At 43.0% G+C, this 25,957-nt stretch carries 21 protein-coding genes, 1 tRNA gene and 1 pseudogene; 12 read left to right on the top strand and 11 right to left on the bottom strand.

Translation table 11 applies throughout. The features are described from left to right. Nucleotides 1-66 precede the first annotated feature (66 nt). Nucleotides 67-1,827, top strand: coding sequence for a pilus motility taxis protein HmpF (gene hmpF, locus NSP_RS01875; protein ID WP_006194269.1), 1,761 nt, complete (start codon nucleotides 67-69; stop codon nucleotides 1,825-1,827). A gap of 61 nt (nucleotides 1,828-1,888) precedes the next feature. Here the strand turns inward: hmpF and tilS are convergent, their stop codons facing one another. From tilS to NSP_RS01850, 5 genes are all read right to left on the bottom strand, one after another. Further along, a complete protein-coding gene (gene tilS / locus NSP_RS01870; RefSeq protein WP_006194270.1) occupies nucleotides 1,889-2,890 on the bottom strand; it encodes a tRNA lysidine(34) synthetase TilS in 1,002 nt (333 codons plus the stop codon). A gap of 180 nt (nucleotides 2,891-3,070) precedes the next feature. Continuing rightward, nucleotides 3,071-4,129, bottom strand: a complete 1,059-nt coding sequence (gene ccsB, locus NSP_RS01865) for a c-type cytochrome biogenesis protein CcsB (RefSeq protein ID WP_006194271.1) — start codon at nucleotides 4,127-4,129, stop codon at nucleotides 3,071-3,073. Between the two features lie 136 nt (nucleotides 4,130-4,265). Next, nucleotides 4,266-6,023 carry a DUF3352 domain-containing protein gene (locus NSP_RS01860; protein ID WP_006194273.1) on the bottom strand — a complete coding sequence of 586 codons (1,758 nt, stop codon included), beginning with the start codon at nucleotides 6,021-6,023 and terminating at the stop codon, nucleotides 4,266-4,268. A 480-nt stretch (nucleotides 6,024-6,503) separates the two neighbouring features. Beyond that, nucleotides 6,504-7,142 (bottom strand): chorismate lyase, encoded by a 639-nt coding sequence (locus tag NSP_RS01855; RefSeq protein ID WP_006194274.1) that lies wholly within the window; start codon nucleotides 7,140-7,142, stop codon nucleotides 6,504-6,506. A 160-nt stretch (nucleotides 7,143-7,302) separates the two neighbouring features. After that, nucleotides 7,303-7,383, bottom strand: a tRNA-Leu gene (locus NSP_RS01850). Between the two features lie 389 nt (nucleotides 7,384-7,772). Here NSP_RS01850 and accC point away from each other — a divergent pair. Further along, on the top strand, nucleotides 7,773-9,116 hold the full coding sequence (accC, locus tag NSP_RS01845; RefSeq protein ID WP_006194275.1) for an acetyl-CoA carboxylase biotin carboxylase subunit: 1,344 nt from the start codon (nucleotides 7,773-7,775) through the stop codon (nucleotides 9,114-9,116). Between the two features lie 118 nt (nucleotides 9,117-9,234). Here accC and NSP_RS01840 read toward each other — a convergent pair whose 3' ends face one another. After that, nucleotides 9,235-9,528: a YggT family protein gene (locus NSP_RS01840; RefSeq protein ID WP_006194276.1), complete on the bottom strand. Its 294-nt coding sequence runs from the start codon at nucleotides 9,526-9,528 to the stop codon at nucleotides 9,235-9,237. A gap of 187 nt (nucleotides 9,529-9,715) precedes the next feature. Between NSP_RS01840 and psbX the strand changes: the two genes are divergently transcribed. The 4 genes from psbX to NSP_RS01820 all read left to right on the top strand — a co-directional run bounded on the left by psbX (nucleotide 9,716) and on the right by NSP_RS01820 (nucleotide 12,426). Continuing rightward, on the top strand, nucleotides 9,716-9,835 hold the full coding sequence (gene psbX, locus NSP_RS01835; protein ID WP_006194277.1) for a photosystem II reaction center X protein: 120 nt from the start codon (nucleotides 9,716-9,718) through the stop codon (nucleotides 9,833-9,835). Nucleotides 9,836-10,127: 292 nt separating this feature from the next. After that, nucleotides 10,128-11,036 carry a Ycf66 family protein gene (locus NSP_RS01830; protein WP_006194278.1) on the top strand — a complete coding sequence of 303 codons (909 nt, stop codon included), beginning with the start codon at nucleotides 10,128-10,130 and terminating at the stop codon, nucleotides 11,034-11,036. 47 nt (nucleotides 11,037-11,083) lie between these two features. Continuing rightward, complete coding sequence (locus tag NSP_RS01825; protein WP_006194279.1) at nucleotides 11,084-11,635, top strand: TolB family protein; 552 nt, start codon at nucleotides 11,084-11,086, stop codon at nucleotides 11,633-11,635. 245 nt (nucleotides 11,636-11,880) lie between these two features. Continuing rightward, a complete protein-coding gene (locus NSP_RS01820; protein ID WP_006194280.1) occupies nucleotides 11,881-12,426 on the top strand; it encodes a TolB family protein in 546 nt (181 codons plus the stop codon). Between the two features lie 339 nt (nucleotides 12,427-12,765). On the opposite strand, the gene NSP_RS01815 is transcribed toward NSP_RS01820, so the two are convergent. Then, complete coding sequence (locus NSP_RS01815; protein ID WP_173403248.1) at nucleotides 12,766-13,773, bottom strand: succinate dehydrogenase/fumarate reductase iron-sulfur subunit; 1,008 nt, start codon at nucleotides 13,771-13,773, stop codon at nucleotides 12,766-12,768. 1,394 nt (nucleotides 13,774-15,167) lie between these two features. Between NSP_RS01815 and NSP_RS01810 the strand changes: the two genes are divergently transcribed. Both NSP_RS01810 and NSP_RS01805 read left to right on the top strand, forming a co-directional pair. Then, a complete protein-coding gene (locus tag NSP_RS01810; RefSeq protein ID WP_006194282.1) occupies nucleotides 15,168-15,599 on the top strand; it encodes an AbrB family transcriptional regulator in 432 nt (143 codons plus the stop codon). A gap of 216 nt (nucleotides 15,600-15,815) precedes the next feature. After that, nucleotides 15,816-16,619, top strand: coding sequence for a CPBP family intramembrane glutamic endopeptidase (locus tag NSP_RS01805; RefSeq protein WP_309145435.1), 804 nt, complete (start codon nucleotides 15,816-15,818; stop codon nucleotides 16,617-16,619). A 218-nt stretch (nucleotides 16,620-16,837) separates the two neighbouring features. On the opposite strand, the gene NSP_RS01800 is transcribed toward NSP_RS01805, so the two are convergent. Next, complete coding sequence (locus tag NSP_RS01800) at nucleotides 16,838-17,791, bottom strand: heme o synthase (RefSeq protein WP_006194284.1); 954 nt, start codon at nucleotides 17,789-17,791, stop codon at nucleotides 16,838-16,840. 371 nt (nucleotides 17,792-18,162) lie between these two features. After that, nucleotides 18,163-19,146, bottom strand: coding sequence for a COX15/CtaA family protein (locus NSP_RS01795; RefSeq protein ID WP_006194285.1), 984 nt, complete (start codon nucleotides 19,144-19,146; stop codon nucleotides 18,163-18,165). A 415-nt stretch (nucleotides 19,147-19,561) separates the two neighbouring features. Here NSP_RS01795 and NSP_RS01790 point away from each other — a divergent pair, with 415 nt between their 5' ends. The 4 genes from NSP_RS01790 to NSP_RS01775 all read left to right on the top strand — a co-directional run bounded on the left by NSP_RS01790 (nucleotide 19,562) and on the right by NSP_RS01775 (nucleotide 24,084). Beyond that, nucleotides 19,562-20,659, top strand: coding sequence for a cytochrome c oxidase subunit II (locus tag NSP_RS01790; RefSeq protein WP_006194286.1), 1,098 nt, complete (start codon nucleotides 19,562-19,564; stop codon nucleotides 20,657-20,659). 44 nt (nucleotides 20,660-20,703) lie between these two features. After that, entirely contained in the window at nucleotides 20,704-22,398 is a 1,695-nt protein-coding gene (ctaD, locus tag NSP_RS01785; protein ID WP_006194287.1) for a cytochrome c oxidase subunit I, read from the top strand. A 115-nt stretch (nucleotides 22,399-22,513) separates the two neighbouring features. Then, nucleotides 22,514-23,134: a cytochrome c oxidase subunit 3 gene (locus NSP_RS01780; RefSeq protein WP_006194288.1), complete on the top strand. Its 621-nt coding sequence runs from the start codon at nucleotides 22,514-22,516 to the stop codon at nucleotides 23,132-23,134. Between the two features lie 425 nt (nucleotides 23,135-23,559). Continuing rightward, complete coding sequence (locus NSP_RS01775; protein WP_006194289.1) at nucleotides 23,560-24,084, top strand: DUF4168 domain-containing protein; 525 nt, start codon at nucleotides 23,560-23,562, stop codon at nucleotides 24,082-24,084. A 262-nt stretch (nucleotides 24,085-24,346) separates the two neighbouring features. Here the strand turns inward: NSP_RS01775 and NSP_RS01770 are convergent. Together NSP_RS01770 and NSP_RS01765 are read right to left on the bottom strand one after the other, a co-directional pair. Next, a pseudogene (locus NSP_RS01770) lies at nucleotides 24,347-24,571 on the bottom strand (reverse transcriptase domain-containing protein); the annotation flags it as partial. Between the two features lie 232 nt (nucleotides 24,572-24,803). Then, nucleotides 24,804-25,829: an ABC transporter permease gene (locus tag NSP_RS01765; protein WP_006194291.1), complete on the bottom strand. Its 1,026-nt coding sequence runs from the start codon at nucleotides 25,827-25,829 to the stop codon at nucleotides 24,804-24,806. Nucleotides 25,830-25,957 lie beyond the last annotated feature (128 nt).

The raw sequence follows: 25,957 nt of genomic DNA, 5'->3' as shown, positions 1-25,957 counted from the left end.
TTAGTAGAATTATCTCAGGTATATCCCCCCAAAGACGGGCATCAAGTACACAAGAGGACAAACGGTGTGCTGTATTTAGCAGAAGTACAAAAGCAAAAAGGCGGCTTACTCAGTGGTGGACCGAAAACCGAACTGAAACTGCTAGCGTGTCAGCGAACCGACCAGAATTGGAGTACTGTGTCGGAAGAAGCAATTACCTCTGAGGACGCTAGTAAATTAAATGATGGCGCACTGGTGCTGGTGGAATTGAATCCAAATCGTCAAGTACAACGGGTTCAAGAAGCTGGTCGGCCATTAGTTAATATTTTGCAAAATTTTTCCCGTCAGTTGGAAAAATTTAAGCTCAAAGAAAATGAAATTGACCAGTGGAAAGAGTCACTCACATATCAGGCGCAAGAGATGAATCGCCGTGAAATGGATATGGAGGCTCGTTTAGAACAGTTACAACAAATGGAGGAAGAGTTTCAACGTCTGGAGTCTCAAAAACAGGAAGTTGAGACCAAAAGCGAGCAGATTTCACAGTTACAAGCAGACATTGAGCGGAACCGTCAGGAACTAGAGGGCGCTTGGGATCATTTGCGGGGTGAGCAACGCCGTTTAGAGGAGTGTCAAGCCGATTCCTCACAGGGGAAGGTTTTAGATGAGGAGCAAAGTCGGTTGATGAGCGAGTTACTTGAGCGCTTGTCTAATAAAGTTGCACCTACGGAAACTGTCAGGGAACACCTGAATGTAGCTTTGGAATTAGTGGCAAGCCAGCAAGCTACTTTAAACTCAAATTGGGAAAAACTAGAAGAGCAAAAAACTGTAGCAACTCAACAACAAGCAGAAGTTGAGCGTTTATCGCAAACTTTAAGCGATCGCCAAAACGCATGGCAACAGGCACGCGATTTGCTTGAACAACACAAAGCTCAATTAAAAGTGAATACAGCAACTCTTGCCAGTAAGCAGGATTATGTTCAGATAATTAAGGAACAATTGCAACATCAGGATCTATTACATCAACAAATTCGCTCTTTGGCCGCAAGTTCCAGTGATGTGGTACTGAGCCAGCAAATTGATGTAGAAGCTTTGGAAAGGATGTCTTTAGAAGAACTAAAACAGGTAATACAAGACTTGACATATAAATTAGAAATGGATTCTAGCTTTGTCCACGATCAGGAGCAAGAACTGGAATATAAGCAGGAAACCATAGAAAAACTGCAAAATCAAATCAAGGAAGCAGCCGGCCACGAGAAAATCCATTTGGAAATCGAACTGGCTGATGAAAAAGACCTCTACCAGATGTTAAACGAAACTTTGGTAGGGCAACGCCGGAATTTGCAACAACGGCAAAAGTTGATTAAGCAATATGAAAATATCCTGCTACAACGACAAGGACACACTGTTACCACTACAGAAGAAGATCCCCAAATAGACTTCGCTCCGATTTTGTTACAGATGAAAACCCAGCGACAGCAACATTCGCAAGAAGTACAAAAGTTAGAACAGGAGATTTCCCAGATCCGTGCTGCTATTGAGATGGATCAAGGGATGATTGACAATCAAACTCAAGAGCAAAATGAAAAGCAGCAAGAATGTCAAGAGATAGAAACAAATTTGCTATCCCTGCGAACAGCCACCTCTGAATGTTGGGGTCGTGTGAATCTTTATCAAGAGACATTACAACCAATTCAGGATTCTCTCGACGGATTACGGCATAAGCTGGAAGGAATTGCCGAATCTTTGGCTCAATTTGAAGAAACTGATGACCATCAACTCCAGACTATTAATGAAATGCGTCACACTCTCCAGAATTTGATGTCGCAGTCAGAGTTGCTCGCTTCTTAGTGAGTGCTGAGTGCAAAAGCGCAGGGCGGGGCGTAAGCCGTTGCTGAGTCAAAGTTTTGAGTTAAGAGTTAGGACTAATCAAGCAGATCCATTCACCTTGAACTTGGGCGATCGCACCCCCAGGAAATGGATCGGTTTGTGAACGATTTGGTGCTACAATCAAAGCCGTTAATTTTTCAATGTGTTCAAAACTGGAAGCATCAGTCAGAATTTGCTGCAATATCTGTCGCATCACGCGACGTTGCAGCGCTAAAGGTGCTTTCTGTAATACCCGACGATTTAACCTCAATTCAGCCCAATTTTCCCCACTCACTACTCCCCATTCCATTGCTTCTGACCTCAACTTCTGGGCTGCTTGCTCTAAATATTCCACTTCGGCTTGCAAAAGTTCTGCTGTTTGGGCTAAGGCTGATTCTACTTTGGGGTTAAAATTTGCTTGTAAATATGGAATTAACTCTTGGCGAATGCGGTTGCGGGCGTATTTGACATCAAGATTAGTGGAATCTTCCCAAATTGGTAGATGAAACTCTTGACAAAATTCCTCTGTTTGTGTACGAGTAATTTCTAAAAGCGGACGCACTAAGCAAATATCCGCAGTTAGCGGCCTTTGCCAAGTGAGTGCTTGTAACCCATCACCACCAGTCCCGCGCATTAAATTGTAAAGGAGAGTTTCGGCGCGATCGCTTGCAGTATGTCCTGTCACTATATACTGATAATTATTTGCTTGAGCGATCGCACTTAAAGCTGCATACCGCCAATTACGCGCCGCAGCTTCACTATTTAAAGGTTCCCTAGCTGTTGCTAAATAAAAAGATACACCCCAAATTTTCGCTAATTTCTCCACATGACTGGCATTAGCTTCAGAGTCAGTACGCCAGCGATGATCACAATGAGCTATACCTAAATCCCATCCCCATTTCGGTTCTAAATCTAACAGTATTTTAATTAAACACAGAGAATCCTGACCACCAGAAACTGCAACCAATAGCCTTTGATGACGCTCAAATAACTGTCGTGAGCGAATGGTGCGATGTATTTTTGCGTGTAGGTTAGTCCATACCATTTTTGATAATTTTTACAGCAAGAATTATTCGACCACAGATGAACACAGATGAACACAGATAAATACAAATAAATACAGATAAAATAGTACCTAGCAGATTAAGAAGCGCTATATTTCATTTACTTGCAAGGTGCTGTAATTCCCCTCCTCGCTGGCGGGGAGGGGCTAGGGGTGGGGTGGTTAAAAAAACCAACCGTAAGAATGCAAACCTTTACCCAAAAGATTTACACCCAGATAGCAAACCCAAACGACAACAAAGCCACTAGCGGCTAAAATTGCGGGGCGACGACCTTGCCAACCGCGAGTAATTCGGGCGTGGAGATAGGCTGCAAAAACTAACCAAGTAATTAACGCCCAGGTTTCTTTCGGGTCCCAACTCCAGTAGGAACCCCAAGCTTCGTTAGCCCAAACCGCACCTGCAATAATGCCAATAGTAATCAGGGGAAATCCTAGTCCAATGACGCGATAACTGATATTGTCCAGGGTTTCAGCTAGGCTCAGGCGCTGTGGGGAAAGTAGTTCGTTGGCAGTTACTACGGAGGTAAGTTCGGTAGCAGTGACTAAATTTAAAACCGCAGTATTACCCTTGCCATTGTTATTACTTTCAAAAGGAGAAAAGCCATTATTTTCTGCTGGGGGTGTGGCTGGTTGAGTAAGGAGTTCACCAGCTTTGAGCAAGCGGTAGCCGTTACTGCGATAACCGCCAGTACCTACAGAACTGCCTTGTAGTTGGATATTTTGACCACGGGTGACAATTAGAAAGGCGATCGCTAGTAATGATCCCACCATCAAAGCCGCATAACTCAACATCATCACACTGACGTGCATCATCAGCCAATTAGACTTGAGCGCAGGTACTAAAGGTTCTGCTGATTGCATTTCTGAGGGTAGGGTGAGAGCAGCAAAAGCAGTGATCCCCATTGCTACAGGTGCAGTAACAACTCCTACTAAGCGGCTACGGCTGGTATTCTCAGCAAACAGATGCACTGCGGTAATTCCCCAAACCAAGAAAAAGAGGGATTCATACAGATTACTCAGGGGAAAATAGCCAGCTTCGATCCATCGCGCCCCTAATAAGGTAGCTATACACAAATTAGCGATCGCCATCCCCGCAGTTCCCAAAGTCCCAAGTGTCGGTATATTGGGAAAAGCAGCCCCGCACCAATACACCAGCATTGTGAGAAATAATACAGCAAAAGTGGCATTGTCCAGCCAGCTCTGGAGTTCAACCAGATTCATAAAGTGTTCTCCCCAGTTGATTCATTAAAATAGTGATTCTGACTGTTCTGATCCTATCTGGTTACAGAGCCATCACACACGATTTTTAGACCACTTTTACGATTACCCACTTACCACTGTCTTGTATAGACGCAATTTATCGCCTTTGATCACTCAGGGATGAACTTGGCGCACCTGCTGAGGTATCACCTTTTTTGAGAACTATAAAAATATCGTAGCGAGTACTGCGATTATCGCTAACAGCAGATGTCACCCCAATTGAGCTTGTGGCATCTAGAAAAGTTTGTTGTTTAGGAAATAAAGAATTTAGAGTAAAATTTTTCACAGCCATTTCCATATCCAAGAAAAATTGCCCATTTGTGGGCTTGGGTTCTGTAGGAACCGTTTCTTGAAATTGCGAGCTTCTAGCCAGTGTTTTATCAGGTTTTGGGACAATTTTATCTGTGATGGGAGCGCCCACGACCAAAAAAGCAATATCGTCATCTAACCAGCCACGGCTGGCGGTTAAAGTATTAAAAGGTGTAATCCAATTAACAACGGGTTGACCTGCAACGGTACTCGGTTGAATCTGGAACTGGTATTGGGTTTTCATCACCTCATCCAGCTTTTTCAAAGATGCTTCAGCCGACTTGCGTAGACTTTGCCCGCCGTCAGCATCCCTTGCTTGTACCATGAATAACAAACCTGCGCGGAAATCCTGAGAAGAATCATCATTTGAACTATTAGGAATCACCGATACAGAAAACTCACCTTGCATCCAACTGAGAAAATCTTGATCTAAATCCAGTTCGGTGAGTGACTTGATACTACTTCGTAACTGTTCTGGTGATATAGGCGAGAGGGGATTTTTTTGTGATGTTAAAACGTAATCTTCCCAAAACCGTTGTAAGTTTCCGCCAGAAAGCATCATTAAAGTTTCGGCTGGTACACGGTTTTGCATTGTCCCGGCTTTGTTTTCCACTTTCAGGACACGCTGACTATTAGGATTGAGCCAGGAAATGCCCTGTAAGCGTATTCCTTCTGGTTCCAAGGTCATCGACCCGGCTAAACCTTGGTTATTTTGCAGTTGAGCTAAAACTTGAGCAGGTAAACGACGGTTGGGAGCAGCAGCAGCTATTCTGGCGGCTATGGGGACATTTAGATAAAACTGAGCAAAGGGGCGATAATTGGAAATTTTCCGAAAATTATCGCCAAAACCACCTACTGTTGCTAGGGATGCTTTGCCTTGATATGTATCAATTGCTCTTTCTGTGGCTTGGGGATGGTCAGTAATGACTAGAAACCGTTCATCTAGTAATGCGGCTGAAAGCTTTTCCCCTGATTGATTATCACTTTGTCTAATGGTAATTCCCTGATAGGTACGGTCGTACCATTTACCTTGTTTCAGGGTTTTCGGTTCAGACAAGATGCTTTTTGCTGCTTCTAGGTTGTTCACGGGTAATACCATGAGCATCGACTGTTGAGCGCTAGCAGCATCGCCATCATTATCCACCGGTTTGAGTGCAGGTTGAGTTGGTGGGGACAAAATCGCTAGGGTGACTTCATCGCCTACCCAAGGGGCGATATCTTTCTGGAAATCATAACCATTTTTAGTTAAAAAGCGATCGCGCAACTGGACTAAATTTTTATTTATTTCGGCTTGGGTTTCTGTTGTTCCCAACTTTTGCAATTTTTGCCACTGTTGAGGATCTGTGGTTAAAGAAACCGTAAACAGCGCATCTTGAGGGATAATATTTGTACCCACTGGCAAGCCTTTAGAAGATGTTTGCCTTTGAGTTAACAACCAGTATGCGGCACTTCCCGCACCAATCAATAATCCAGCAGTCAATAGTGTCAGCAGCAGAGACGGTTTCTTTGTTTTCTTTTTTCTAACAGACACAATAGGCAGAGCCATCTAAACCAATACCTCATCCTTTGTTACATTGAGCAGACAAGTTTTCTGGGATAGTTACGTTAGGGATAAATTCCTCAAATATACATCCATGACTCCCAGCACTTTGAGAGTATAGCTAACTTAAAAAACCTGCAAGCCATGACCGAAGCGATTTTAGATTTTAGATTTTAGATTTTGGATTAAATGAAAATCTGAAATCTAAAATATTTGGTCTCAAGCCTCTGGGTTCACGCAGAAGAAAAACAAAAAGTTTTCCATGTTTAAGCCTCTTCTTTATAAGGAGAGGTTAATCCAAAATCGTAAATCCAAAATCCAAAATTAAGTGACCGAAAGAGGCAGGGGAGCAGGGTGCAGGGTGCAAGGGGGAGTAAGAAATTACTTTAAACTTCCGGTTACTTAACAACCATTCCTCTTCTTTGACGATGGTAGTTTTTGCACTCTACTGAGAGGATTTTTAGCTGTTCTTGTCTTTACTTAATACTAAGTGGCTTGATCTTTTCCATTCGCGGAAGTCAAGTTTGTATCACCCAAATATTTAGTTAAATAAGGCGAAAAAACTTCATATATTAAAGTTAAAGGCTTTCCATGATGCCAAAACAAGTAATGACGACCCCAAAAAGGTCCAGAAACCTCAAAACCCGACTCTAGTGCATCTGAATAGCCGTAGTAAATTCCTTGAATATCCCGATATAACTCTGTACGAATGCGAGCTAAACTAGCCCAAATTGGTAGGGAACGATTTTGCAAAAATTCATCTATATGACTAGCTTCCCACCATGACGTGGCGTAACCTAATCGCTGTCCTGAAGCGGTACGTAACCATACCTGTCGCCGTAGTCGTGGCCCTGGTACAGCTTGAATTAAATTTGGGGCATTATCGGAATTCATGCCAATCAAAGACATATCAATTACATCCACTTCTGTGGGTTCACCCGTGAGTAATTGTAAATGCCTTGTGGGCGAGCCGTCACCTAAAAGTAACAATTGCCACGCTGGTGCTAACTGTGAGTGAGGCAAACTTTTTTGGATAACTTCCTCCCCACCTTGCCAAATCGGAGCGAGGCGATGCCATGCTGTTGGCAATGTTGAATTGTTTGTGCTTGTAAAAGTTGCAGTCAATGTTCTTTACAAAAGTTCATCTATCTCTATCAAAGCACAAAAATTTTGCTTTCAATAGCAAGTTGAGATGTACAGAGATAACTTTTGACCCATAATGACCCATAAATTGTAAAAGGACGCAGTGATGCGTCCTTTATACTCAAAATTAAGCACATAAAAATGCGGATGGCGAGACTCGAACTCGCAAGGCAAAGCCACACGCACCTCAAGCGTGCGCGTATACCAATTCCGCCACATCCGCGCTGATTGTCCAGAAATAAACTATAGCACAAAAAAATTAAAATAGTGAGAAAATACTGAGCTTTAGGAAAAATTACGAAAAATTTAAGTGGAAGTGAAAATAAATCCTTGAAATAAGGATATATTACCGACAAAAATCTAGTGGCTTTACAAGTCAGATGCAAACCACGCCCAAAAAAGCCTAATTCGACAAACTGGCTCCAGACTAGCAGATGCAATATTGTTAATCTAGTTAAGATCCGTCAAGACACCGAAGCCAAATCCTCTTTAAACTCTGCTCAGGATGAGGCTAAAAAAACTCCTGTGATAATTTGAGATAAAGCGAAAGCATTGTGGCAAATGGGATGGGAGACAATAACTATCTACTGGTACTAATATCAAAGCTAAAAAATGAAGTTTGACAAAATATTAATTGCCAATCGGGGAGAAATCGCCCTTCGTATTCTCCGAGCCTGTGAAGAAATGGGCATCGCTACCGTTGCGGTTCACTCCACTGTTGACCGGAATGCTCTCCACGTCCAACTTGCCGATGAAGCGGTTTGCATTGGCGAGCCTGCTAGCAGTAAAAGTTATTTGAATATTCCCAATATTATTGCTGCTGCTTTGACACGTAATGCCAGCGCCATTCATCCTGGTTATGGATTTTTATCAGAAAATGCCCGATTTGCCGAAATCTGTGCCGACCATCATATTGCCTTTATTGGCCCCACACCCGAAGCTATCCGGCTGATGGGGGATAAATCCACAGCCAAAGAAACCATGCAAAAAGCTTTGGTTCCCACAGTACCCGGTAGTGATGGGTTGGTAGAATCCGAGCAAGAAGGATTGTTAATCGCCAAGGATATGGATTATCCGGTGATGATTAAAGCCACAGCTGGCGGCGGCGGAAGGGGAATGCGTTTGGTGCGTTCTGAAAGTGAATTTGTCAAACTTTTCTTAGCAGCCCAAGGTGAAGCGGGAGCAGCTTTTGGGAATTCTGGCGTTTATGTAGAAAAATTTATTGAACGTCCCCGCCATATTGAATTTCAAATTTTGGCAGATAATTACGGTAACGTAATCCATTTGGGTGAACGGGACTGCTCAATTCAGCGCCGCAATCAAAAGTTACTAGAAGAAGCACCAAGTCCGGCACTTGACCCAGAACTACGAGACAAAATGGGACAAGCTGCTGTGAGAGCTGCTCAGTTTATTAACTTTACTGGGGCGGGAACAGTGGAGTTTCTTCTTGATATGTCTGGTAAGTTCTATTTTATGGAAATGAACACCAGGATTCAAGTTGAGCATCCTGTGACAGAGATGGTTACAGGAATAGACTTGGTTGCCGAACAAATCCGGATTGCCCAAGGGGAAAGACTGAAGATTACCCAGGATCAAGTAGTCTTGCGGGGTCATGCTATTGAATGCCGGATTAATGCTGAAGACCCAGACCATGATTTTCGCCCCGCACCGGGACGAATTAGTGGCTATCTTCCCCCTGGTGGCCCTGGTGTCCGCATTGATTCTCATGTTTACACCGATTACCAAATTCCCCCTTATTATGATTCCCTGATTGGTAAATTAATCGTTTGGGGTCCAGACCGCGCCACTGCAATTAACCGCATGAAACGCGCACTACGAGAGTGTGCCATTACCGGACTTCCTACTACTATTGGATTTCACCAAAAGATTATGGAAAACTCCCAATTTTTGCAAGGTAATGTCTACACCAATTTTGTGCAGGAAATGAAGCTTTAGGGAGTGGGGAGTGTGGGGAGTGTGGGAAGTGTGGGGAGTGTGGGAAGTGTGGGAAGTGTGGGATATAAGCCCACCTCTTCTCCCCTGCACCCTGCACCCCCCTGCCTCTTCCATCTCTCTAATTCAAACGAGTCATCATGGTGATTAGTCCTTGCTGACCGAGAAGAATTTCTCTGATTAGGCTGAAAATGCCCACCCAAATAATGGGGGTAATATCTACCCCTCCTATCGGTTGTACTAGCTTTCGCATTGGCACTAAAAAGGGTTCAGTCGGCCAAGCTATGAGGTTAAAGGGCAAACGATTCATGTCTACTTGTGGATACCAAGTCAGAATGATGCGGAAAATAAACAAAAATATCATCAGTCCCAACACAGGGCCGAGAATCCAGACAGTCAGGTTAACACCAGTCATCGGTTTGAGCTACTATTTATGAACTTAGAAAGAATTTAGGCGATCGCCAGCAAATTGGCAGCGTTGTTAAGTATTCTTTCTTTAATTCTAACTAATTGAACCAAGGACACCTTTTTTCACTCAGCACTTTTTTTGCGAGACAGCATATTAGAATTATGATGAAGTGTGTAAAAAAAGGTTTAGAAATATGACCCCTTCATTAGCAAATTTTCTTTGGAGTCTACTCTGGGGTGGTTTGATTGTAGTCGTCCCCGCTACAGTTGGGCTGATTTTCATTAGCCAAAAAGATAAAATCCAGCGTTCATAATCCTTTTCAGAGTCCCTTGGACTCTCATTTATCACCGATTGTCTGTCAGCTATTTTAGTTAAAACTCATTTAAAGCAGTTTAGCTAATTGCACTAAATGCAGAAAGTCCTCCCACTGAGGACAAGGTATACTTAGTTGACAGACATCGGCTTTTTTGCTGGCGGTAAATAGCTTGAGAAGCTCTCTTTGCCAAAGGCTTTGAAGCTTAAATCTATTGTGAATATTGTGCCTGACTAGAGTAGTGATTTTAATTGTGACTCGCTAACATAGATTTGATATTTGGAAAAGAACAATGGTAAATTTTGGGCTGAACTCAGCCACCGTTCTGGCTCAAGTCAATTTTGGGACGAACTCAGCCAGTATTCTAGGAATTTTCCTGGCTGTGTCTGGGGCAGCACTGTATTTTCTCCGCACTGTGCGTCCAGAACTGTCACGAGATCAAGATATCTTTTTTGCAGCTGTGGGCTTACTCTGCGGCTTCATTCTCATTTTCCAAGGATGGCGTTTAGACCCAATTTTGCAGTTTAATCAGCTGCTTTTAGTGGGTTCAGCTGTGTTTTTTGCGGTGGAAAGTATTCGTTTACGAGGTATAGCGACTCAACAAGCTAAACGTAACACTCCCATTGTGGATGACGAGCGAGAAGTCAGCAGAAACTATTCGTACAATCGCAGGGGATATGAGGCTGAGGTGGAGGATGATTTTGAACCACTGCCTTATGAAGAAGAAGAACCACCTGTACGTCCTCGGATTCGGGGTAGTAGGGATACTCGTTCTCCTCGTGATGACTACTATGAGGAACAACCCCCACGTCCTCCAGAACGCCGCAGTAGTAGGGAAAGACCAGAAAAAGGAGCAAAAAGCCGTCGTCCTAGTTCTAGCCGTCCTGTGAGCCGCAATCCTGAGAGTTTTGAACAAGAGGATTGGAGTGGTTCTAGTAGACCAGTTGATGATTGGGAAAATCCAGAACCAGAAGTGAGAAAATCTTCTCGTCGTAGCACTAATAGACCACCACGCCCAGATACTCCAGACCAGGATATCCCGCCCAGACCCAGAAAGCGCCGCCCGCCTGCTGACTCAAGTTCGCGCAGACTGCGTGAGGATGATGATGCCATACCAACTGAATACGTACCCTTTAACCCGATTGAAAAACCCAATCAGGAGCCAAATAATTCGACTGATTTTGATGATGGTATTATTTAAGACTTTTGGGTGATAACTAGGTCTGGAGGCGATGGAAAATAATTGCGGTGAAAAGACTTACGCCTAGATGTTGGCTCCAAAGACCAATTCATTGGAGCCTGGTTTTTAGCTTTGCTAGTTTATTATTATCTTGCGGTTCTAACGAAATACCCATAGGGTCTACTTCTCTTAACAGTCGCTACACTGAAGAGCAACCAGCGTTAAGTGGAAATGGGCGCTTTTTAGCGTTTATATCTAATCGCAATGGTAGTCACCAACTGTTGGTATATGATTTGACAGAACAACGGTTGGTTGCCATACCAGGCTTAAATAGACGGCAGACAATTGCCGAAAGTCCAAGTTTGAGTTACAACGGGCGTTACATTGCTTATCTGACCAGCGACCAAGGTAGACCTGTGGTGGCACTTTACGATCGCGCTACGCAAAAATCAGAAATTATTACTCCCACTTATCGCGGCTGGGTCAGAAACCCCGGAATTAGCCCAGATGGACGTTTTGTTGTGTTTGAAACCGCTAGCCGTGGTCAGTGGGATATTGAAGTTTTAGACCGGGGACCGAATATTGAGTTAGATATTCCCAATGGTGCGAGTGTCAACTAATTTATCTGTGTTTATCTGTGTTCATCTGTGGTTAATTACTTCTTCACGCTGATGTCAATGGTAGTTTGAATATTTGACGTAAAGTAGTCCTGACAGCGTTTAGTCGAGGGATAGGGGGCGTTGTAGTACGAGAAATTCGGGGTTATTCCCGGCAAACAAATGGCATGAGATATTTGTCTATGCTTTTTGGAACTATTGGTTATGAGTTGTTTGACTAATGACCATTGACTAATGACTAATGACTAATGACCAATGACCAAATGACTAATAAAATTATTTTTATACCTGTATTTGTTGCTGGCTTGGGTTTATTGGGTGGCTGTGTTGGTTATCCTCGCCTGGCGAATTATCCTTTTGATCCTGGTGGTCGGAGTCTTAATAGTCGGGCTTCGGAACTAAATCCCCAAATTTCTGGAAGATATATTGTTTTTACAAGCGATCGCCGGGGTAGTCAAGATGTATATATGTTTGATACACTGACTCGCAGTTTGGTAGATTTACCCGGTTTAAATGCTTTAGATACCATCGCCTCTGACCCTAGCGTGGCTGAAAATGGTCGCTACATTGTTTTTGCGGCTAGTCGTCAGGGGCGATCTACTATTTTTCTCTATGACCGAGAAACCAGACAATCAAGAAATTTAACTAATAACTTGCAAGCCGAAGTCCGCAACCCCAGTATTAGCGCTGACGGTCGGAGGATTGCTTTTGAGTATAGTAACAATGGGCAATGGGATGTTTTAGTTTATGAACAATCGGGAGAAAGGTTAAATATAGCTCAAGATCCCCGTTAGACCTTTGAGGCTATTACTCTTATTTCTTCTGCTATATAAAACCTAAACAAAACTAGACTTTACTTTCTACTTCAACGGGAGCATGGGAGCAGTTATCCCTCAGTAGACTTTCACGCCTTAGCCAGACGCGATTGTGTTCCAATTAAGTTTCTGAAAAAGACTACCACCATCATTGCTTGGTTTTCGCGTCGGCAATAGTCTCAATTCAATACTTGATATCACCGTATTATATATCAAGTAGTTGATTTTTTCCTAAAATATATATTGATTTTTGTCAATATAAGTATAGTTTTGTCTATGAAATTGTCAAATTAGGACTTGCTCCCCACTCCCCACTCCCTATTCCCTATTCCCCACTTCTTGCTGCACAGATTCGATGAGCGATCGCACTTGTTGAGTACCTTGGGACGGTTCAAAGGAAAGCGGGAATTTCCCCCGAACAATCATCCGCAAACCCAGAGGTGCAAGACTGAGTAATCCTTTGAGGTCTTTAAAGTAGTTACCAACAACTTGGATACCAAATTGACGTTCATCGATCCAACCACCTTCTTTCACTAAATCGACTAATACTTTGCGGTGGCGAATTGAACGACTGTCTTTGGCTTCTTTGCGTTGGAGAATTTCCTGTTTAATTTTCGTGATTTGCTCTAATGGTGCTACTTCCATTGGACAAACTGAATCACAGTAAAAACAACGAGTACAACCCCAAACTCCTTTAGTTCCTTCGTTATAAGTTTCTAAGCGATTTTCGGTTTCACTATCACGAGAGTCGGCGACCATGCGAAAAGCTTTAGCCAAAGCATGAGGTCCCACAAAATCTGGATTAACTTCACGAGCATTACATTCAGAGTAGCAAGCACCACACATGATACAATTGCCAGTCTGATCAAGACGCGATCGCTCCAGAGGTGTTTGTAAGAATTCCCTTTCTGGAACTTGTCGCGCTGCTGTACTTACATAAGGAGCTACTGCATCTAGATGATTCCAGAAACTACTCATCTCCACAACCAAATCCTTAATCACGGGCATATTACCCAGAGGAGCTACTGTAATTTCCCGAATAGTGTTGGCGTTATTCTCCAAAGCAGGAACTTGAGGCAATCTAGCCAGTTCACTGCCCACATTTTCCTTACAAGCCAAAGCTGAACGCCCATTGATTCGCATAGCACAACTACCACAAATGGTGTTGCGACAATTTTTGCGAAAAGCGAGTGTTCCATCCTGTTCCCACTTAATTTGATTGAGGCAATCCAGGATTGTATTGCCAGAATCTACCTCTAAAAGGTAAGTTTGTACAACAGGAGAAGAATTTTGTTGCTGCCGAATGATCTTAAATAAAACTTCCATTATCACTAACCAAAATCTTAAAATTACATCACCAGCCTCAGAAATCTTGAGTAAAGGCTGCTGGTTGCACAAATTGAGATATACTCTTGTTGCCCTGCATTCCCAGCCAAGTTTTAATAGGCTGATAATCAAAGCGTAACTGATTCTAGTTTAAGGATAACCATTAAAATTTAATTTGCACCAAGTGCTAGAAGTGATATTATTGTCAAGCTCCAAAACCAAACTCAAATCAGGTAATGGTGGCTCTAGCGTTTAACTGACTTGTTTGGCAGTACAACCGCAAGTGAGTTGATCAGGAGAAAGACCGACGTTCATCTCCTCCATAGTAAAGATATCCTAACTAAATGCAGTAATGTTTCTCAATATATCTTGGTGCTAAGAGCAATGAGAGCCATTGCTGAGAAAAATCCTTGATCTAGTCGAAAAGGGGAGTTTTTTGTGGAGATGGAAGTGCTAAACCTGTTGATAAACATCTGGTGACAATCAAGCATTTGGTAAATAAGGGAAAATTTATTCTTCCCAAAGACAGACGTATATAATGGCTGTCCGCTTTTTGTCTGGTGAGCATAAAGCAGCAGGACAATCCTCTGTTGGTTTCGTTTGTACGAAATCAAGAAAATCTGGGATTTAACTCATTTGTCAAAACTGCTGGTCTAAATTTAGATAAATTTTTATAAAAGCTATGCTGCAATACTCACTAGAGCAATAAAGCATGAGGAAAATCCTCGCCGCTTTTTGCCTCTCCAAGGTTAGATATTTAGATTAAAGTCTATCAGCAACTTAAATTCAAAACTAAACAATTATTTTGCTATTATTAGTTCATGCTAGTATTTAATATAAAATTAGGAAGTAACAAATCCAGTACCAATAGCTGGATAAGCATGGTTAATCCTGCTTTGTTAATTCGTAATGTAGAGACAAGAAAATTCACGTCTCTACAGGCAGGACAAAGGTGTATGTCCGTAAGTGCCTATTCAAATACTATGCTGTCCTGGGCTGGAGAGTCAGACTTGGGAAAACCTAACAACTCAAGGGCAATAAAGGCCAGCACTGAAAGTTGAAAACCTGCAATTTATTGGGTCTACGACTTATTTGTAGTAGAACTCAAACCTATTGTGAAGGTGGCTGAAATTTACACCGCTACAGTAGCGCCAAAAGAGGAAATCAATTGATTTTCGATGGCGATTAATGGTTAAAAGTGCCGTAAAATCACCTAAATTAATGTTGGTGGCCACCATGACCTCTAATTAGTTGTGGATGACCATAATATAGGCGCTGATAGCTGAACCTATAAACAGGAATTTATCCCCCACCCTAGGGTCATGAGTAGTCAAATACTGGCATGAGACAACTTCGTTTATCAGTTTGGAGAGAGTAAGGAAAATTTGAGCGTAATGACTGAAACTGCAACCGCACCATTAACTGGAAAAGCATTGCTTGCTAAGGTAAAAGAACTTTCTAATTTACCACGCCGAGAAAGAGCCAAGCAGTGCGGCTACTACACCGTTACTAAGAATAATCAAGTCCGCGTTAATCTCACAGATTTTTATGATGCTTTGCTATCGGCTAGAGGTATTCCCCTTAGTCCAGAAGCACCTAAAGATGGTCGTGGACGTGAACCGACATATCGAGTCAGTGTTCACCAAAACGGTCAAATTGTGATTGGTGCTACCTACACTAAGGCAATGAACTTAAAGCCTGGTGATGAGTTTGAAATTAGACTGGGATATAAGCATATTCACTTGATTCAACTTGGTGAAACCGACAAAAAAGCCACCTCTGAAGATATCGACTCTGAAGAATCAGATGAAGATGTGGATGAGTAAGAGTAAGTTTGCTGATGGTGAAGGCTTGATAATTCATTGCTAGCACTACAGCTAACGGCTAATTCTCTTGGCTGAAATTTTGTAAGATGATAAAAATACGATTAGACCCCTTGCAGAAGTCACGGATTTTAGTAGAGTCTTGATTAATAAGCAAGCAGTCTATCGTGTTTTTTTGTGTCTATTTTGATAAACATAGTCAATACCTTACGAGAATTTATAGAAAATGCATCAGTACCTGTTGTAGTGATGACATTTTTTATTAGCTGGATAGGATGCTGGTTACCAATAGCAGCAGTAATAGCAATTACACTGAATTGGCAACCGACCAAACCTTTACAGCCAGAACAAAAATTACCTTTATTAGTCCCACTTTATCTATTAGCGCCCCTGGTTCTCTGGGGAATAATTTGGCTATCCCATAAATCTTTCTCAGATTATGGCTTTGTGGGTAATGTTTCCCTGCTGGGTTCCTTAACGCTTGGTTTTGGTTTAGGAGTTTTCAGCCTAGCAATGATGTTTACCTGCCAATTCTTGCTAGGCTGGTGTTATTTGGAAAAATCAAATATCAAATTGATACCATCCATCTTGCCAACTATTTTATTGGTAGCGCTGTTAGTTGGGGGTATAGAAGAGTTAGTTTTTCGTGGTTTCTTGTTAACTGAATTAGAGCGTGATTATCCAGTATGGTTAGCTGCTGCAATTTCTAGCTTAATTTTTGCCCTGCTGCATTTAGTCTGGGAGCAACGGGAAACTAAACCCCAAATCCCTGGATTGTGGCTGATGGGAATGATGTTGGTGTTGGCGAGGATTGCTGATGGTGGTAGTTTGGGTATAGCTTGGGGATTGCACGCTGGCTTAGTCTGGGCGATCGCTACTGTAGATACAGCAGAACTTGTTATTTATACTGGTAAAACTGCGGAATGGTTGACTGGTAAAAACAAAAAACCCCTAGCTGGGGCGGCGGGAATTATTTGTGTATTGGGAACTGGGTTAGTTCTTTGGTTATTGTCGGAATATTAAAACTATATTCCATCAGAATTGATGAGATGGTGGGTTACTGAATATTAACGAACCGCAGAGGCGCAGAGGACACAGACAGAGAAGATAGAGGCAGAAGACAAACGTTGCTCAAATGTATTTAACTATTTCCCACTAGAGTTGGTAATGGTGGGTTACGCTGTCGCTAACCCACCCTACGATTTTTGGGCGATTTATTTTTGGGAATTGTACCCGACTAATTAGCTGATCAAATGCAGCTGGCTGATAACCGTACTAATCAGATTATGGGTAATGGGGAGGCTATCAATTACCATACCTAAGCACAGCAGCATCATGTAGGAGATGGAATAGAGAAACAACTCTCTGGCTACAGTGCGATCCTCTGGGTTGTGTAACAAACGCCAAGATTTGTGGACAAATAATCCTCCCAGACTCACAGCGATCGCTCCATAGACAAATCCACTGGCGTGCAAGGGATAAACTAGTAAGATAGTCGCACCAACTGTCACCAGTGTGTAGTACCAAATCTGCTTGACGGTTGCTATATCACCCTCAACCACAGGTAACATGGGGATGCCAACTTTAGCGTAATCATCCCGAATCATCAGCGCTAATGCCCAGAAATGGGGAGGTGTCCAGAGAAAAACTATGGCAAAAATTAACCATGCTGCCCAGCTTAAAGTCCCTGTAACAGCAGCCCAACCCACTAAGGCCGGAATGGCTCCTGCGGCTCCACCAATGACAATATTTTGAGTGCTGTGGCGTTTCAACCAGTGGGTGTAAATCAAAATATAAAAGACAATGCCGGAGAATGCTAGGCAAGCAGCCAGTAAATTTGCGAATACTGCTAGTAGTGTAAAAGACATAACTGCTAGAGCGATCGCAAAAATTAGCGCATCACGAGGCTGCACCTTACCCGAAGGGATAGGACGATGACGCGTCCGTTCCATATCATAGTCAATATCCCGATCATAGATACAGTTAATTGTCTGGGCGCTAGCAGCAGCCAAAGTGCCACCAGTAAGAGTTACTAGCAGCAACAATGGATCTACTTGTCCCTGTGCAGCAATCCACATACTTCCAGCCGTGGTAATCAACAGCAACGGGATAATCCGGGGCTTTGTTAGTTGATAGTAGCTTTGGATAACTTGGAGAAGTGTTTGGTGGTGGCGAGAGACATTAGTCTCAATCATTTTGGCTCTTGTTCCTTATTTTTCAACAACTTTTATGCAGCCCCTGCTCATACTGAGTTGACATTAAAAATAGTTACTGAGACTAAGGGAAGATGAGGGAAATGAGGAGAATGGAGAAGATCAGGAAGATTTGCTCCCTAATCTCCCCCCGATCCCCCATATCCCCTGGCTCAGACTGGCTCAGAAAGTCGAGACTTCTCTTAGGGGCGCAGGCGGTTTTGGTTTTTATGGTTTTACCACTTCTAGTTGTTTGGGGTTGTTGCTAGATGTGATGTCAAGTTCGTTTCATCACTAAATAACTAATAGCTAATTGCCATTACTCATCAGTAATCATCTTGATTACAGCAATAGAAAAACGAACCTGAATTAAGTTAGGCATTCGATCCATTTGCTTGTGTACTGATAACAGTTGCTGTGGAACCAACAGGAAAAGCGTTGATTTCACGGGACATAGCCCAGTCACGCAATGCTAGAACTGTAAAAGCTACTAAAGTACCCAACAAAACCGCCCCCACAGTTTGGTGAGAAACTGTCAAAACCTCAACTTGGAGATGTAACCGGAAAGTGGCAACTCCCAAGACTAGTTGTAACAGCAATAACCCACCTGCAATATTTGCTAGCCGCCGCAAAGTTGGATGCAGTGCTGGTGTCCGGCGGGAGATGAATACCACTGCCAAAGTCGCTACAGTTGGCGGTACCAAGCCAAAAATATGGCTATACATCACATTACAAAGCTGAGAATCACCAAAGCATTGGTGTAATGCCCAGCGAGACCCTACCAAAGCACCGAGTATACTTTGCAAGTAAACAAAAATAACGGCACTTAAACCCAACCAAGGTAACTTACCAACAGTGCCAGTTCCTTGATAGGGAGTGAGGGCTATGCCGACAATCAGTAGGGTAGTGAAAAACAACAGCGCCGTTCCCAAATGGGCGGTAACAATATCAAACCGCAACAGTTGGGTGACAGTGAGTCCTCCCAAAATACCTTGGAAGACAATTAAAAACAGGGCAAATGTGGATGCCCAAGGTAGCCAAGTGGGTAAAAAACGCCGATGCCACCAGGATAAACCAGCAAGGGCGATCGCGCTTAAACCAATTAACCCTGCATCCAATCTATGAAACCACTCCAAAAAAACTTGAAGATTCATTTGTTTGGCTGGTACCAGTTCCCCGTAGCATAATGGCCAGTCCGGACAAGCAAGCCCAGCATTCATCACACGGGTGGCACTGCCTATGGCCATCAAAATCAAGGTGGCTATGCACATTTTCCACACCAAGCGACGAATCAGTTCCTTGGGCTTTCGCTGCTCAGTTGCCGCTTCATTTTGTTGTTCTAGGACAAATTCATTCATGAACAGTACCTTCCACCCGTTCTTGGTGGTAACTCTCTTAAAATTTTCAATTTTTAGTAACGACCCATCTACACCCTAACGTATGAGCTAGAGTTTAAAAGATTGGCTTGCACTTATACTTTGGATCACTCCAGCTACTTTTAGCCGGAGCTTTAGGTATTTTTTAACGAGATAGCAATTGATAATTAATCATTAACTTTGCTAATCTAAATTCTTTCTTAAATTTTTTCACAGATTTTTACTGATTTATTTTTAGTCTTGGCAGTATCGAATAAATCTCTTGTACCCAAAATTAGTAACTTAGCCCGAAAAATTAATAAAATCTTAAAACCATGAGACTCCAGATTTTATTGCCTGCACTACCTTAGTAAGTGAGTAGCATAGAGATAACGTAGTAAATTCATTTAAGTAAACCGTGAACATTCCAAGTTCCATCTGGACATTAATAATTGGTGTCGTCCTAACGCTATTAAGCCTTTGGTATGGTCAAAATCACGGTCTGTTGCCAGTAGCCGCCACAGACGAAGCCTTTCTAGTGGATGGTCTGTTTAACACAATGATGATCGTTTCCACAGGTATATTCTTACTTGTCGAAGGTATTTTGATTTACTCTGCAATTAAATATCGTCGGCGGGCAGGTGATAACGAAGATGGACCGCCAATTGAGGGCAACGTGCCTTTAGAAATCCTCTGGACGGCGATCCCAGCAATTATCGTTCTCGGTATTTCAGTTTATAGCTTTGAAGTGTACAACGACATCGGTGGCTTTGATCCTCACTCTGTTCACGAAGCACCGATTACTCAGGAATCCATGACAATGGGGGGAACAGCTCTTGCCGCAACTTTAAGCGATACCCCACCCAGCACAGGCTCCAACCTGAATCAGGAAAAGTCTGATGAGGCCATGGAAGACCCAGCAACCGCAGCAGTCCGCAATGCTGACCAAATTCCCCAAAAACGAAATGCGCCTGGGGTAGGTAGTGTGGCTCCCACAATTGGGGGTAGTCCAGAACGAGCAGGTTTACCACCAGAATTGCGCGTTAATATCACTGGTCTACAATACGCGTGGCTTTTCACATATCCTGATACAGGTATCACTACAGGTGAGATGCACGTTCCCGTTGGTCGGGAAGTCCAAATTAACATGACAGCTAATGATGTCATCCATGCTTTCTGGGTTCCAGAGTTCCGCTTGAAACAAGATGCTATCCCCGGTAGACAAAGCGAAATTCGGTTCACACCCAGATTAGCTGGTACTTACGACCTCATTTGTGCTGAACTTTGTGGCCCTTACCACGGAGCGATGAGAAGCCAAATAGTGGTAGAAAGCCAAGAAGCTTATGATGCTTGGATGACAGAACAATTAATTGCGAGTAGCGAAACTCTCAATCAAGCTGTTGCTGTTAATTCTGCGAATTTATCCGCAGATGAATTTCTGACTCCTTACACTAAGGACATGGGGATTCAACCAGAAATAATCAATCAAGTCCACAATGCTCATCATCATCAGTGAACAGGCTGATAACTGTTAACTGTTAACTGATAACTAATTAACTTATGACACAAACTCAGTTAGAAAAAACTGCCAATATCCCGCCTCATATAGAAGAAGCAGAAGAAAGACATTGGCGAGACTTCTTTGGTTTCAGCACCGACCATAAGGTGATTGGAATTCAATACCTAGTGACTTCCTTTGTTTTCTACTGTATTGGCGGCGTAATGGCTGACTTGGTGCGGACAGAACTACGCACCCCGGAAGTAGATTTTGTTAGCCCAGAAATTTATAACAGTCTATTCACACTGCACGCCACAATCATGATTTTTTTGTGGATTGTGCCAGCAGGTGCTGGATTTGCTAACTATCTGATTCCCCTGATGATTGGGGCGAGAGATATGGCATTTCCTCGCTTGAATGCTGTAGCTTTTTGGATGATTCCCCCAGCCGGGATTTTGCTCATCGCTAGTTTAGCTCTGGGTGATGCGCCTGATGCTGGTTGGACTTCCTACCCTCCCTTGAGCTTGGTGACAGGTCAAGTGGGTGAGGGAATTTGGATTATGAGTGTCCTGCTGTTAGGTACATCGTCGATTTTGGGAGCGATTAACTTTATAGTTACTATTCTCAAAATGCGTGTCCCCAGTATGGGCGTTCATCAAATGCCTTTGTTTTGCTGGTCGATGTTGGCAACTTCGGCTTTGGTGTTGCTATCTACACCAGTTTTAGCAGGGGCGCTGATTCTGTTGGGCTTTGACTTGTTAGCAGGAACAACATTTTTTAATCCCACCGGCGGGGGTGATCCGGTGGTTTACCAGCATATGTTCTGGTTTTATTCTCACCCGGCGGTCTATATCATGATTTTGCCTTTCTTTGGGGCGATTTCGGAAATTTTGCCAGTTCATGCCCGTAAGCCGATTTTTGGCTATAAGGCGATCGCCTATTCTTCCCTGGCTATCAGTTTCTTAGGGCTAATTGTCTGGGCGCACCATATGTTTACCAGTGGTGTCCCCGGTTGGTTACGAATGTTTTTTATGATCACCACCATGATCATTGCTGTACCCACAGGAATTAAAATTTTTGGTTGGTTAGCAACTATCTGGGGTGGCAAAATCAGCCTCAATAGTCCGATGATCTTTGCTATGGGCTTTTTGGGAACCTTCGTAATTGGCGGGATCAGTGGTGTAATGTTAGCCGCAGTCCCCTTTGATATTCACGTTCATGATACATACTTTGTAGTAGCCCACCTGCACTATGTCCTTTTTGGTGGTAGCGTCTTAGGGATTTTTGCCGCTATTTACCACTGGTTCCCGAAAATGACGGGACGAATGATGAACGAATTTTGGGGCAAAGTTCATGCTGTTTTAACCATTATCGGTCTGAATATGACCTTCTTACCCATGCACAAGCTAGGTCTGATGGGGATGAACCGCCGAATTGCTCAGTATGACCCCAAATTCACTTCATTGAATGAAATCTGTACATACGGCTCATATATTCTAGCGATTTCGACATTACCCTTTATCATCAATGCTGTTTGGAGTTGGTGGTATGGCGAAAAAGCTGGTGATAATCCTTGGCGGGGACTCACCCTAGAATGGATGACTACTTCACCACCAGCCATTGAGAATTTTGAGCAGCTTCCGGTATTAGCTACCGGCCCTTACGACTATGGCGTAAGTGACAAAAAAGTAGATATTCAGGCGGTGTTAAATATCGAACCTGGTGAACCATACCCAACTATTGAGTCTGGCGTTTAAGAGGGAGTAGGGAGTAGGGAGTAGGGAGTAGGGGAGAATAAAATTCCCAATTCCCAATTCCCAATTCCCAATTCCCAATTCCCAATTCCCCATTACTTTACATTTTTAAAGATTCATGCAAAGTCAAATAATTGACCCAGCGAAAACTGAACTGAATCATCACCACACAGCAACGGATGCTCATCACGAAGAACATCCAGACCATCGTCTGTTTGGGCTAGTGGTGTTTCTCATCGCTGAAGGAATGATTTTTCTGGGGATGTTCGGAGCTTATTTAGCTTTCCGTGCTACCTTACCTGCATGGCCTCCAGAAGGCACGCCAGAATTAGAACTATTGCTACCCGGAGTCAATACTATCAATCTGATTGCTAGTAGTTTTGTGATGCACAATGCTGATACCGCTATCAAAAAAAATGATACCAAGGGTATGCAGATTTGGTTGACAATTACGGCGTTGATGGGTGCTACTTTCTTGGTGGGTCAGGTTTATGAATATGCTCACCTGGAATTTGGTCTGACTACCAATTTGTTTGCTAGTTCATTTTATGTGTTAACTGGCTTCCACGGTCTGCACGTTACTATCGGTGTTTTGGCTATTGTGGCTGTTTTGTGGCGATCGCGTGTCCCCGGTCACTACAGTAACGAAAAGCACTTCGGTATTGAGGCGGCGGAAATCTATTGGCACTTTGTGGACGTAATTTGGATTATTTTGTTCGGATTACTGTATTTACTTTGAGTATTAATTATTAGTTGTTCACTCCACGCGAATAACTAGACCAGCCCTCATCCGGGGGCTTTTTTGATGAATTTTAAATTATTTAAATTATTTAGATTCAACTCTTGTAGGTGGGCAACTTGCACGCCCATGTTATGCAAGTTAAATATAGAACAGCTTACTCAGGAAAAAAAGCACTTTGCTATAAATCCCCAAAAAAGACCTTTCTCTGTCATCTTGCAGAAATCGATAAAGTTGTATTAAGCTAGGCGGGAACTGATGTTAATGATGTACACAAAGCTGTTAATACATCAGTAATACCTTGTATTTGCTATCACATCAATTGCTCAATACATCTGGGAAGAAAAACCCAACAAGCTTGATTTCTTGAAAACGTTCCCTTGCGTTAGCAAGGTAAGTAATTTCTACGGAGGAAGTCAGTCAGTATGTTAAAGCAACTTTTGAAAGGTAGCTCTATTTTCGTTATTTTGCTTGCAGGTAATCTTTCTGCTTTAGCACAAGTTCCAGAATCAAAACCTCAAACTCAAGCGTCTCAAGCGCTACAAAAACCACTTCAAATCTCCCAAGTACAAACGACTGTGAGCCAGGAAGAACTGCAACAATTTGCCAACCTTCTCCCAACGTTGCAAGAAATTGGTCAAACATCTCAACACAGAGCTGTACAAGCTATTGAGCAATCAGGCCTCAGCGTAGAGCGATTTCAAGAGCTTTCCGAAGCACAGCAGTCCCCTGGAGCTATACCATCTTCACCAGCAACTCCAGAGGAGCAACAGTCTTTTAACCAAGTAGCCCCTGAAATCCAGTCAATCCAAGAGGAAACACTGGACCAACAGGAGGAAGCAGTGCGGGCTGGGGGTTTAGAACCAAACCGCTTCAATGAGATATTGGTCGCCATTCAGGAAGACCCGACTTTGCAACAGCAGGTACAGCAGCTGATGCAGAACAATTAGGATAACACCAGCAATACCTTAGCCAAATTACGAGGGTGAGATGATAATGCTTCAACCATGAACTCCCGTTTCTTGCTAGGCTTGGCAAAAACAATCAGTCCTAAAAATTCCTTGAAGGTTTCCCACAAGGGTTTTTTAATGTATTGACGGTAGGATAAGGGTTTTAGATTCTAAACAACCTTTTTCTCGAAACGCTTATGTATGCTTGTTTTTGCCGTTTTTGCCAAAAATTATCAAGGCTCTTATTTTGGCTAAGGTATTGTTATCCCATTTTGTGGTGTGGGCTACATATGGCTTCGCCACGCAAGCTATCGACTACGGTAGGGGCGGGTGTACCAATGTCTCTAGCCGTGACGATGAAATCATCGGCGTAACGCACCACACCAAGTTTTGGATTGAGGGCTTTAATATAATTTTCTAAGCCATGCAAGCCGATATTGGATAAAACGGGTGAAATCACCCCGCCTTGTGGCGTACCCCGTTCTGTAGGCTGGCAGCTTCGGTTACATTCGTGGTCTGCACTCCACCCCGTTCATTACTTACTTGAGGTGTTACCGGACTATATATCAAGAAATAGAAATTAACCGTAGGGTGGGTTAGCGACAGCGTAACCCACCTAGAATTGTTAAAACACTGCGCGCAGCCGAAGTTTTAACGGTGCGCGGCGTGGTGGGACAACACACCCTACACTTGATTGGTCTTTACATCTGTGGTGACAATTAATAGCGAATACGTGGATCTACATAAGCATTGAGTATATCAATTAAAATGCTGGCGGTGACAACGATTGCCCCAAAAAATACTAATACTCCTTGGACAGTAGGATAATCACGATCAGAAATGGCTTGATATAGGCGATTTGCTAAACCAGGCCAAGAAAATGTGACTTCCGTTAAAATCGCCCCACCCAGCAGAGATGCAAAAGTTAATCCTAAGACTGTGATAACTGGAATTAAGGCATTTTTCAAAGCATGGGAGACTAAAATTTTATTTTCAGCAATTCCTCTGGCTCTAGCGGCTTCTACGTAATCTGCTTTGAGGGTTTCCTTTAAATTTACGCGCACAATGCGCTCAAAAATCCCACTGAGCAAAATTCCTAGAGTCAGACTAGGCAGGGCTAAATGGTGCAAAGATATAAAAAACTGACTGAAATTTACCGTCAGTAAGCTATCAATGGTATATAGTCCAGTGATCGCAGTAGGAGCCGGAAGATTAGGCGGAAAACGGTTAGAATTAGGAAACCAACCCAATTGCACAGAGAAAATTAACTGTAAAAGCATTCCAGCCCAAAACATCGGCAGTGCGTATGTAATAATACCAAATAACCGTCCCCCAATATCAAAATAAGTACCGGGACGAGAAGCCGAAACAGTACCCGCGATAATACCGACAATCAGCGCGATCGCCATACTTGATACTGCTAACTCTACCGTAGCGGGGAAATACTGCCCAATAATGTCCCAAACAGACTGTCCCCGACTGGTTAAAGAAGTCCCCAAATCAAAGCGCAGTAAGTTTCCCAGATAATTCAAATACTGTAACCACAGGGGAAGATTTAAACCTAATTGTTGGCGTAACTCCTCTTTGGCTGCTTCCGGCGCACGTCCCCCCAGAATCGCATCTGCTGGATCTCCTGGTGTGGCTCTTAGTAATAAAAATACAATGGTAATAATAGTCAACAATTGCAGTGGAGCCAGAACTAACCGCGAAGCAATGTAATATTGTAAAGCTTTAGATCGAGACATATTTTCAAAGTGTTCAAATAAATTCGACAACCCAAAAGTTAAAACCTCACCCTGTCCTACCGGACATCCCTCTCCTTAGTAAGTCCACCGTTTACACACAAATCGGAGTTACTTTGAGATCCGGGTTT

The organism is Nodularia spumigena CCY9414 (genome assembly GCF_000340565.2).
Classification (GTDB): Bacteria; Cyanobacteriota; Cyanobacteriia; order Cyanobacteriales; family Nostocaceae; genus Nodularia; species Nodularia spumigena.
Note: the sequence above shows the minus strand (reverse complement) of the source record. Positions and strands in the feature narration are given on the sequence as shown.

Coding starts and splice junctions, on each gene's coding strand:
- ccsB (WP_006194271.1), bottom strand. CDS start 4,129: ATGAATCTGGTTGAACTCCAGAGCTGGCTGGACAATGCCACTTTTGCT.
- NSP_RS01840 (WP_006194276.1), bottom strand. CDS start 9,528: ATGACTGGTGTTAACCTGACTGTCTGGATTCTCGGCCCTGTGTTGGGA.
- ctaD (WP_006194287.1), top strand. CDS start 20,704: ATGACACAAACTCAGTTAGAAAAAACTGCCAATATCCCGCCTCATATA.
- NSP_RS01775 (WP_006194289.1), top strand. CDS start 23,560: ATGTTAAAGCAACTTTTGAAAGGTAGCTCTATTTTCGTTATTTTGCTT.
- accC (WP_006194275.1), top strand. CDS start 7,773: ATGAAGTTTGACAAAATATTAATTGCCAATCGGGGAGAAATCGCCCTT.
- NSP_RS01765 (WP_006194291.1), bottom strand. CDS start 25,829: ATGTCTCGATCTAAAGCTTTACAATATTACATTGCTTCGCGGTTAGTT.
- NSP_RS01810 (WP_006194282.1), top strand. CDS start 15,168: ATGACTGAAACTGCAACCGCACCATTAACTGGAAAAGCATTGCTTGCT.
- NSP_RS01830 (WP_006194278.1), top strand. CDS start 10,128: ATGGTAAATTTTGGGCTGAACTCAGCCACCGTTCTGGCTCAAGTCAAT.
- NSP_RS01860 (WP_006194273.1), bottom strand. CDS start 6,023: ATGGCTCTGCCTATTGTGTCTGTTAGAAAAAAGAAAACAAAGAAACCG.
- psbX (WP_006194277.1), top strand. CDS start 9,716: ATGACCCCTTCATTAGCAAATTTTCTTTGGAGTCTACTCTGGGGTGGT.
- NSP_RS01780 (WP_006194288.1), top strand. CDS start 22,514: ATGCAAAGTCAAATAATTGACCCAGCGAAAACTGAACTGAATCATCAC.
- NSP_RS01795 (WP_006194285.1), bottom strand. CDS start 19,146: ATGAATGAATTTGTCCTAGAACAACAAAATGAAGCGGCAACTGAGCAG.
- NSP_RS01815 (WP_173403248.1), bottom strand. CDS start 13,773: ATGGAAGTTTTATTTAAGATCATTCGGCAGCAACAAAATTCTTCTCCT.
- NSP_RS01800 (WP_006194284.1), bottom strand. CDS start 17,791: ATGATTGAGACTAATGTCTCTCGCCACCACCAAACACTTCTCCAAGTT.
- tilS (WP_006194270.1), bottom strand. CDS start 2,890: ATGGTATGGACTAACCTACACGCAAAAATACATCGCACCATTCGCTCA.
- NSP_RS01820 (WP_006194280.1), top strand. CDS start 11,881: ATGACCAATGACCAAATGACTAATAAAATTATTTTTATACCTGTATTT.